Annotated in this window: 7 protein-coding genes and 1 pseudogene; 5 read left to right on the top strand and 3 right to left on the bottom strand. The window is 45.6% G+C overall.

The window, feature by feature from the left end:
* From CAG68_RS18860 to CAG68_RS18845, 4 genes and pseudogenes are all read left to right on the top strand, one after another.
* A pseudogene (locus CAG68_RS18860) lies at window positions 1–441 on the top strand (molecular chaperone); the annotation flags it as partial.
* Between the two features lie 17 nt (window positions 442–458).
* On the top strand, window positions 459–2,867 hold the full coding sequence (locus CAG68_RS18855) for a fimbria/pilus outer membrane usher protein (RefSeq protein WP_161441502.1): 2,409 nt from the start codon (window positions 459–461) through the stop codon (window positions 2,865–2,867).
* Complete coding sequence (locus tag CAG68_RS18850; protein WP_054730552.1) at window positions 2,864–3,832, top strand: Csu type fimbrial protein; 969 nt, start codon at window positions 2,864–2,866, stop codon at window positions 3,830–3,832. Before CAG68_RS18855 ends, CAG68_RS18850 begins: the two co-directional genes overlap by 4 nt.
* A gap of 141 nt (window positions 3,833–3,973) precedes the next feature.
* Entirely contained in the window at window positions 3,974–4,693 is a 720-nt protein-coding gene (locus CAG68_RS18845; RefSeq protein WP_054730555.1) for a carbonic anhydrase, read from the top strand.
* A gap of 72 nt (window positions 4,694–4,765) precedes the next feature.
* Here CAG68_RS18845 and CAG68_RS18840 read toward each other — a convergent pair whose 3' ends face one another.
* A complete protein-coding gene (locus CAG68_RS18840) occupies window positions 4,766–5,869 on the bottom strand; it encodes a mechanosensitive ion channel family protein (protein WP_005375107.1) in 1,104 nt (367 codons plus the stop codon).
* A 301-nt stretch (window positions 5,870–6,170) separates the two neighbouring features.
* Between CAG68_RS18840 and CAG68_RS18835 the strand changes: the two genes are divergently transcribed.
* A complete protein-coding gene (locus tag CAG68_RS18835; protein ID WP_005375109.1) occupies window positions 6,171–6,518 on the top strand; it encodes a helix-turn-helix domain-containing protein in 348 nt (115 codons plus the stop codon).
* 90 nt (window positions 6,519–6,608) lie between these two features.
* On the opposite strand, the gene lldD is transcribed toward CAG68_RS18835, so the two are convergent.
* The gene (lldD, locus tag CAG68_RS18830) at window positions 6,609–7,748 is read right to left on the bottom strand and encodes an FMN-dependent L-lactate dehydrogenase LldD (protein ID WP_005383962.1); all 1,140 of its coding nucleotides are present in this window, start codon (window positions 7,746–7,748) and stop codon (window positions 6,609–6,611) included.
* 315 nt (window positions 7,749–8,063) lie between these two features.
* Window positions 8,064–9,755 (bottom strand): L-lactate permease, encoded by a 1,692-nt coding sequence (locus tag CAG68_RS18825; protein ID WP_005375111.1) that lies wholly within the window; start codon window positions 9,753–9,755, stop codon window positions 8,064–8,066.
* Window positions 9,756–9,924: the final 169 nt, after the last annotated feature.

Genomic DNA, 9,924 nt, shown 5'->3' with positions numbered 1-9,924 from the left:
GGTAAGGAGTATGCATACCGAGTGATCATAGATGAATTACCGCCAACTCAAAACCCTCAAACAGAATTGACGGAAAATGAACTCGCTGTAAAAGTCCGAATGCGTTACTCGATACCTTTGTTTATTTACGGGAAAGGGCTGACTGATACTCAAAAACCAAACCGTGACAGTGAATTATGGGGTGATTTACAGGCACAGTTTATTAAGAAAAATAATCAGCGTTTTGTTCACATTAAAAATTCAGGAAAACACCATGTTCGCTTAGTGAATTTACAGTTGAATCTACCAAATAAAGATCCTGTCGTTATTTCCGATGGACTAGCTGGCTATATTCTTCCTGAACAGTATAAGGTTTGGTCTATTCCCCATAGTAATGTCAGACCCTTGAGTTTGAGCGCGAATATTGGAGGTAAACGTTACCAAATACCATTGAAGCAATAATGAATAGATTTAATACAATGAATGCTGTCTTTTGGTTGGTATTACTTAGCGTAACGTGGAGCAGTATTGGTCTTTGTGCAAATTCAGCAAACCACTTCTCTGAGCTACCGAGTCCTGAAAATTTCTCATTAGAAAAGTTTGAGAATATTAGCCTCAATCTGGAGTTGGTGATCAATCAAAGAGCAACAGGGCTTGTTGCGAAAGTTGAGCGAGTTGGCGATCAGTTCTTTTTGCTCCGGGAGGACCTCATTTCAGTTGGGGTTACCGCCACGTCGTTGCCTGGAACCGAAGAGAGACTTGAGGTTACGTCTATCCCAGGTGTTAACGTGCGTTACTTGCAATCGTCATTGCAACTTGCAATTGACGTACCGCCTAATTGGTTACCGATGCAGAGCTTATCAGCGCAGGATATGGGGCGATTTTCCCCGGCTCAGTTTGGGCGTGGTGGCCTGCTTAACTACAACGTATTTGGTGTGTACGAGAACGAAAGCCGACAAAAGGAGGTTTCTATAAATCATGAAGTCAGAGCCTTTTCTGAGTTTGGCGTTTTTTCTACTACCGGGATATTTAAATCTAACTTTCATCGCGATGTTCAGTCCCAGCAAAGCAGCCAGTACACTCGTTTTGATACGAGTTACGAGTACGTCAATCAAGAGAAGCGAATTCGTATGGAGGTAGGGGACTATATTGTTCGCCCTTTATCTTGGAGCCAACCAGTAAGACTGGCGGGTATTCAGTTGTCACATGATTTCTCTATGCGTCCGGATGTCGTGACGACGCCGTTACCTGCATTTTATGGTGAGGTCACAGCGCCCACTACGTTAGATTTGTTTATCAATGGCTTTAAAACTGACTCAATGAATGTTGGGCCCGGTCCTTTCATTATTAACGATATTCCAATGCTCTCTGGTGCTGGGGAAGCAACGGTAATTGCAACGGATGCTCAAGGTAAGCAAACGGTCATGACCAGCCCATTTTTTCTCTCTTCCGATCTACTGAAGACCGGATTTACATCTTACAGTGCGAGTATTGGTGCGATCAGAGAAAATTTCGGTAATGCATCTAACGACTATGGAGACGGTGGCGTGGTTACCGCTCTGCGTCATGGCATGACTGATTGGTTAACATTAGAAGCTCAAGCTGAAGCAAAAGATGACCTGATCGTTGCGGGGCTGGGTTTTGTCACCAATGCTTTCAACTTGGGTACGGTGGATGCCTCGTTTCGTGTGAGTAATTTTCAGGATCAATCTACCTCATATGCGCTAGGTTATAGTTATCAGTCTCGGCTGTTTAGCTTCGCTGCTCGAACTCAAGTAGAACAAGCCGACTTTTATACCTTATCTCATTTACCAAATTACGAAATGCTCGATGAAGGCAAGGACGCTTCACTCGCGTCGCGCCATCTATCACAAATCAATATGGGAGTCCGTTTGGGAGATTGGGGCTCACTTTCTGGTGGGTACTTTGATATTCAACAATCCGACTCAGATTCACGTACCCTAAATCTTACTTATAGCTACGCCCTGCCTTTTAATATCAATATGTCCCTTTCTTACAACCATAGTATTGGTGGTCAGAGTGTTACGCTGGCGCAATTCTCTCTACCTTTCAGTTCTTTGGGGGGAAGTTCGGGGTTAACGCTGAAAAGAGAGGATGATGGCGATGTTAGAGGGCGAGTGGGTTACAGCCGCCTTGCGCCAATACGAGGTGGGTGGGGCGTCAATTTAGCGCATGATATTAACGAACACCCAGAAAACCGTAAACAGGCCGATTTGACCTACCGTGCGTCATGGGCGCAGTTCAGAGCGGGGTTAAATGGCACCAGTGGCGACTATGATTATTTTGCGGAAATGGCAGGTTCGGTCTCTACGTTGGATGGAGAAATATTCCCGGCGAATGAAGTGTATGACAGCTTCGCGGTGGTGAGCACCAGTGGTTTTGAAGGTATTCCGGTTAAATATGAAAATCAAATTGTCGGAGTGACAGACGATGAAGGTTACTTACTTGTTCCTTGGGCTACGGCGTATTACACCGCCAAATATGAAATCGATCCACTTAATTTACCTGCCAATGCTGCGTTTTCTGCAACAGAGCAGTTTGCTTCGATACATTCGGGCTACGGCTACCTGTTAGAGTTCCCAATAGAGCTACAAGTTGCACTGAGCATGACGGTGGTAGACGAAAATCATTTGTTCCTTCCGATTGGTACATATGGCCGCTCAGAAACGGGCTTAACAAGCCAAATTGGTTGGGATGGTTTTACCTACTTTGAAGGCGTTGACCCAGGCCGCTACATTCAGTTTTATCCTCAAGGACAGCCGCCATGTACAGTGTTTATTGAGGGGTTGTATCAGCGTGAGAGTCAAAAAATACAAACATTGCCTGAGCAGGTTTGTATCAAAGCCGAAGAAGAGACCGCACTATGATTTTGCGCAGCTGGTTTGCTAGCCTACTTCTCTTTTTCTCGTGCTCGACAATGGCTTGTCAGCTCACGGCGGCAGCACCTTTAATCTTGTTTGGCAATGTTTCTTCGTTTACTGTTTCAAGCTCTCAGCAGCAAAGCTCAGCTCAGCCTCATGCGGGGATTACGTGTGACTTTTCTACACTTGTGTCTTTGTTAAGTGGCGACTACGTATCAGCAACGTTTAACAGTATAAATAATGGTTTGCTATTAAATGAGGATGATCCGAGTTCGGAGCTCAGCTATCAGATTTTTGGCGATCCAGGTTTTTCACAAGAGTATGTATTCGGCCAAACTTACAATTTTTTTGAAATCGGGTTACTCGATTTACTCGGGTTGTTTGGCACTCAAGCCGAGTTTCCGCTCTATGCTCGGACGGGAGTGGGTAGTAATCTTTCCGCTGGGACTTATAAAGACCAAATCACCGTATCCTGGATTTGGGATTACTGTAAGGGTATCGGGGTTCTAGGGGTATGCATTGGCCGCGCCAATGGCAGCGCTCAAAGCGTGATTACGGTTGAGTTGGAAGTGACCCCTGATTGTATGATCACAGCGCCAGATATTGATTTTGGTTCGTCCCCATTAGTGGCCGGTTTTGAACCAGTCAGACAGGTTATATCGTTAACTTGTACCAAGAATAGTTCCTTCTCCATTGGCTTGAATGACGGCCTAAATGCGTCCGGCGGTCAGCGGCGAATGATTTCTAGTGGTCACTATTTGGAGTATGAAATCTATAAGTCATCAACGATGGAGCGCTGGGGAGGCACCAGTTCTGAACGTCGTGAACACGGTGACGTCGATACTGGCGGCTCCATTCCGGATGGTATCACTCCACAGAATTATAATTATCGCGCGCAGATACTAACCAGCCAAACGACCCCTCCTGCAGGTACTTACACCGATTCAATAATCGTTGACGTTCAATTTTGAGCATCATGTCAATTACATCATTAGAGGCTTCTATTCCAAAAATCTTTTGTAATCATAGTTTTCACTCTGTCACTGCTTAATTTTGTGAGATTAGTATGGCTTTATTCTCACGGAATTTAACTTTCAGAAATAAGGAAAATGATGAAGAAGTCACTAACAACACTAGGTTTGGCACTGGTATTTACAGGAACAGCTTATGCAGCAAGCTGGGGCTACGAGGGAAACCATGGGCCAGCTCATTGGGGTGAGTTTGCATCTGAGTGCGCAAAAGGTCAAAACCAGAGCCCAATCAACATTGAATCGGCGACCGAAGCGAAGCTAGAAAAATTGAATTTCGACTACGAAGGTAAGGCAATTTCACTGCTGAACAACGGTCACACTTTACATACTGGTTTAGAAGGTAAAAACACACTCACCATTGATGGTAAAGAGTTTACGTTGAAACAATTCCACTTCCATACGCCATCTGAAAACCATGTGGACGGTAAAGAATACCCTCTAGAAGCACACTTTGTGCATGCCGACAAAGTAGGTCATCTAGCTGTTGTCGCGGTGTTCTTTAAACTGGGTGACGCGAACCCAGATCTAGCTAAGATGCTAGCTAACATTCCAACTAAAGATCAAGATGTTACCATCAAGGTTCCATTTGATGCTGATGCCCTTATCCCAAGTGATAAAGACTACTACCGCTTTAACGGCTCACTAACGACACCGCCATGCTCTGAAGGTGTACGTTGGTTCGTGATGAAAGAAGCACAAACTATTTCTCCTGAGCAGATAAAATCTTTTTCGGAAGTAATGGGGAAAAACAATCGCCCAATCCAACCGCTGAATGCACGTATAGTGTTAACGCAACAATAACCACTTCATGCGAAGAAAAATAAAAAGCCCGCTTAAACACAGCGGGCTTGATTATTTGGGTATTGGTGAGAACTAGAAGCCGTGATCTTCTTGCTCTTCCGCTTTTACCATTTGTATAGGATCAAGCTTAAGCGTCTGAGTAGGGAACGCGATATCTGCATCGTGTTCTTTAATGATATTGATTACCTTAAGCAGTATGTCCTGCTTAACCTCATGGTATCTCACCCAATTCACGGTTTTAGTAAAGGTATAGATAAAGAAGTGCAATGATGATGGACCGAATGTATCGAAGTTGACGATAAGTGTTTGGCGTGCATCAATGTCTTTGTGATTTTTCAGCATTTCTTTTACCGCGGTGATAATTTGCGGCATTTTTTCAGCATCGTCGTAACGAAGTCCAATTTTTTCGTAGATACGTCGGTTCAGCATGCGAGATGGGTTTTCTACGACAATGCTGCTAAACACTGAGTTTGGCACATACAGTGGACGCTTATCGAAAGTTCGGATAATGGTCATACGCCAGCCAATGCGTTCTACCGTCCCCTCTATTTGTCGGTCTGGAGAACGGATCCAATCGCCAACTTTAAATGGACGATCGAAGTAGATCATAAGACCTCCAAAAAAGTTAGACAGCAAATCCTTCGCCGCTAAACCGACGATCAAACCACCAACACCACCGAAGGTAAGTAGGCCCGATAGTGACAGACCAAATGCCTGCATTACGGTTAGAATTCCGACGGTAATAAAGAACAGGCGCGCGACCTTAGCTATCGCTTGTACTGTTGTTTCATCTCGGTTCTTTTGTTCGAGAACATGCTCTTCAACATTGGTAATGAGCCGCATAACGGTCCATACGAAGATACTGATGATTAAAATCAGTTTCAGCGTACTTAACCAGTTTATTTTATCGTTGAGCTCGCTCTCTAATATGATGCCGATAGAGACGGTTGCTGGCCAACACCAAATGAGTGTACTGACTGGCGCTTTTAGCGCATCAAGCAACATGTCATCCCAGTGGAAGGGCGTTTTCTCTACGAGCGCAGCGAGGCGAGAGCGGATCAGCCGCCAAGCTATCCAAGCTATAAAGCTAGCGAGCGTAATGAAAAGGACGCTTCCACTCCAATTTTGATGAGACGTTTCAATGTAGCTTTGTAATTCGGTAAACCACTGTGGCATATATAACTTATTTCTAGTGAACCATGGAAGGAAAGGTAGCAGATATTACTCCTTCACCCCAGTGATTTCCTTTAAATCATTTACTTATGTCTAAACCGTCCGAGATGGACTTTTCCTTCCGATGACAAGAGAGTCACCTCAATGTTCTGTTGAGCGACCGCCTCATGCATGTTCAGAGGTACGCTACCAATGATTGAGGGTTGATATTTGGACGATCAATTATAACTTCTCTGACTTATCGCTAACATTTATCTTAAGTAAGTGTGAGAGTGTATTGGCTCTTGAATTAGCGGAGGCAGATATGGAATTTACAGAGCTGGATCGAAACGCGCTCTACGACATCTGGATGTCACAAAAAGCCAAAATGCACATCACTCAAATGGAAATGGCGAAGCGCCTTGGTTTGAGTCTACACGAGTTTTCTGGCTTGTTACGTGGTAATTCTCCACTGACGCTAGGTTTTGTAAAACAGCTATGCGAGCAGCTACATGTACGTCCTGGTCAGGTGATTCCGTCTTTGACGGAGCGTGATCTATCTGCATCTGGTACCGTTTATTTACAAAATCGTGTGACGGTGGATGGCGATATCAGTAACGTGTTTATCGACGGAAACCAAGTCGTGATCGAGTACGTTCACCAAGTTAGCTAGCTTGCTCGTCAAATTATCGGGTTGAAGAGCAATAAAAAACGAGCCACTGTTGGCTCGTTTTTTCGTTTCTGTTTTGCTCGCTTGCAAAGATTATGGGATTTTCACTAGCGAATCGCGTGAAAGATCCGCGATAGACTTCGCGCCTGTAAGCGTCATTGCTACACGCATTTCTTTATCGTACAGATCCAGTAGGTTTTCAACGCCTGCTCCGCCTTGTGCTGCCAATGCGTACACAAATGAACGGCCAAGAAGCGTACAGTCTGCACCAAGTGCGAGCATACGAACGACATCAAGACCAGTACGAATACCAGAGTCTACGAAGATTTTAAGATCACCTTTTACCGCATCCGCAATGCTTGGTAGTGCTTTAGCACTTGAAAGTACGCCATCTAACTGACGGCCACCATGGTTAGATACCACAATGCCATCTGCGCCGAAACGTACCGCATCTTTCGCGTCTTCTTCATCTAGAATGCCTTTGATAACCATTGGGCCATCCCAAAAATCACGAATCCACTCAAGATCTTTCCAGGAGATAGAAGGGTCGAAGTTTGCGCCTAACCAGCCGATGTAATCTTCTAGCTTTGTTGGTTCGCCACGATAAGTTGAGATGTTACCTAAGTCGTGCGGTTTACCAAGTAGACCCACATCCAGCGCCCAGCTTGGGTGGCGCATCGCCTGGAATACACGACGCATGGCCGCGTTAGGGCCACTCATACCTGAGTGCATGTCACGGTAACGTGCGCCAGGAACTGGCATATCAACGGTAAACACCAGCGTTGTTACGCCTGCTGCTTTTGCACGCTCAAGTACGTTTTTCATAAAGCCACGGTCTTTAAGCACGTAAAGCTGGAACCACATTGGACGTTCAATTGCAGGTGCGACTTCTTCAATCGGACAAACCGAAACAGTCGACATAGTAAATGGGATGCCTTTTTTCTCGGCTGCTTTTGCTGCTTGCACCTCGCCTCGGCGCGCGTACATACCAGTTAGACCAACAGGAGCTAGCGCGATTGGCATTGCCAGTTTCTCACCGAAGATCTCGGTTTCGAGGCTCAAATCTGTCATATCGCGTAGGACGCGTTGGCGAAGAGCGACATCACCTAAATCGTCAGTATTACGCTTCAGCGTGCGTTCGTCGTAAGAGCCGCCATCAATATAATGGAATAGAAACGGGGGAAGCTTGGCTTTCGCGGCAGCGCGGTAGTCAGTAGAAGCTGAGATAATCATAATGGTGTCCTAGCGGTTATTCTAAGCAAAGTTGTGGAGCAATTTGCTCTTTCGTTGAGTCTTCATCGCAAAGCAGTGAAGACATCAAAATGAGTATAGTTACCTATGGTTCACTTACGTTTGAATCGGTGATGTTGGTAACCCATTTACATAATTGGTTGAAAAATTTTATTAAATCACTCAATCAGTTATGCAAACTGGAAAGGGTGACACAGCTGTCGGGGGAATTGATGTAGCAAGCTAAATCAACATGTCGGGGTAGTAGTGCAGACAGCTGTGTCAAATTAGGCAGGGTTGTAAACCCTGCGTTTCGCGTTACTTCATTAAGACATCTGTCATTTGGAAGCCATAAATCAGCACCAATCCAATAATGCCTGTCATTACAATGTAGTAGAACGTAGGGATAATCGTCTTACGCAATGTTGCGCCTTCTCGACCAAGCAAACCTACCGTGGCTGATGCGGCAACAACGTTGTGAATCGCAATCATGTTACCTGCAGCAGCACCGACGGCCTGGAGTGATACAACAATCACACTCGAAATAGACAACGTTTGTGCCACTTCGAATTGGAACTGGCTGAACATCATATTTGATACCGTGTTTGAGCCAGCGATGAACGCACCCAGTGCACCAACGGTGGCACTCAGCGCTGGGAACGCAGAACCAACAAGGTCAGAGGCGAAGTTTGCGGTTGTGACGGGCATACTTGCTAGGTCAGCACCGTTGATGCCTGAGTTGATAAAGATACGAACCATCGGAATGGTAAATACCAAGACAAAACCCGCCCCAATCAGTGTTTTGCTTGACTCGCCAAACGCTTCACGCAATGGCTTTACACTACCGCTTTGTAACATTGCAGCAAGTAGTGCGACAAACACCAGAATGCCACCAGGAAGGTATAACGGCTGAATCGCAGCGCTAACGCCAGTCTCACCAAGAATGTTGCTGAACGACAAACTTACGCTTTGTACAAAGCCTTTCAGCTCAGGGCTAACGCGGCTTGCGACGAGAATAACTGCCAGCATTACATATGGAACCCAAGCTTTTACGATGCTCATTGGCTTGCCCGGATTGTCGTTTAGATCGACTTTTAGCGAGCCTAACCACTCTGCAGGCCATTTGTCTTCGCTTTCGAAATCCCACTTAGTCTTTGGTACTAAGAAGCCTTTTTTCGCTGCGGTAACAACGATAGACAGACCAACCAAACCACCGATAAGTGAAGGAAACTCTGCGCCCAAGAATACGCCGGTTAACGCGTATGGAACGGTGAAAGAGACACCAGCGAATAGCGCAAATGGTAGAATATCCAGGCCTTCACTCCAGCTTCTGTTCTTGCCGAAGAAACGTGTTAACATCATCGCCATTAATACCGGGATCATCGTACCTACGACTGCGTGAATGACAGCAACGTGTGCTGTGATATCTTGCAGGTACATTTCCCACGTTGCACCTTGTGCGGCCAACGACTCACTGATGTTATGGGTGTCTAAACCTTTGTTTACACCTACGATGATAGGCGTGCCTACCGCGCCGAATGAAACAGGCGTAGACTGAATCATCATGCCCATTAGGACAGCGGCTAGCGCAGGGAAGCCGATTGCAACCAGCAGTGGTGCAGCGATTGCTGCCGGGGTACCGAACCCAGATGCGCCTTCAATGAACGAGCCAAAGCACCAAGCAATGATGATGGCTTGTACACGGCGGTCAGCCGAAATATCGGTAAATCCATTACGGATTGTGGTGATCGCTCCAGTGTGTTTTAAAGTGTTGAGCAAGAAGATGGCACCAAACACGATCCATAGAACAGAGACAGTAATGCCGAGTCCTTGGAATACGGAAGCCAGTACGCGATTGGCTGACATATCCCAAAACATAAGTGCGATAGCGACGGTTAGACCGAACGCAACAGGCATGGCTTTTTTAGCAGGCCAGTTGAGACCAACCAATAAGATGGCGGCAACAACAATTGGCGAAAATGCCACTAGGGCAAGTAGGGTTTCACTCATTTGTACATCCTTCGTACGCTGACTTCTCGAACGGTGTCAATCCGCTGTAGAGGTGACTTTTTGTTGTAATGGTTTTGTTAATTTGGCGTGAATTTACTCCTTTATTTTTTGTTGATATAGGGAAATAATGAAAATAATTAATTCCAAAAGTGACATAATGGTATGAGAG

Source organism: Vibrio sp. V42_P2S4T144, from assembly GCF_009904715.1.
Taxonomy (GTDB): Bacteria; Pseudomonadota; Gammaproteobacteria; order Enterobacterales; family Vibrionaceae; genus Vibrio; species Vibrio alginolyticus.
Note: the sequence above shows the minus strand (reverse complement) of the source record. Positions and strands in the feature narration are given on the sequence as shown.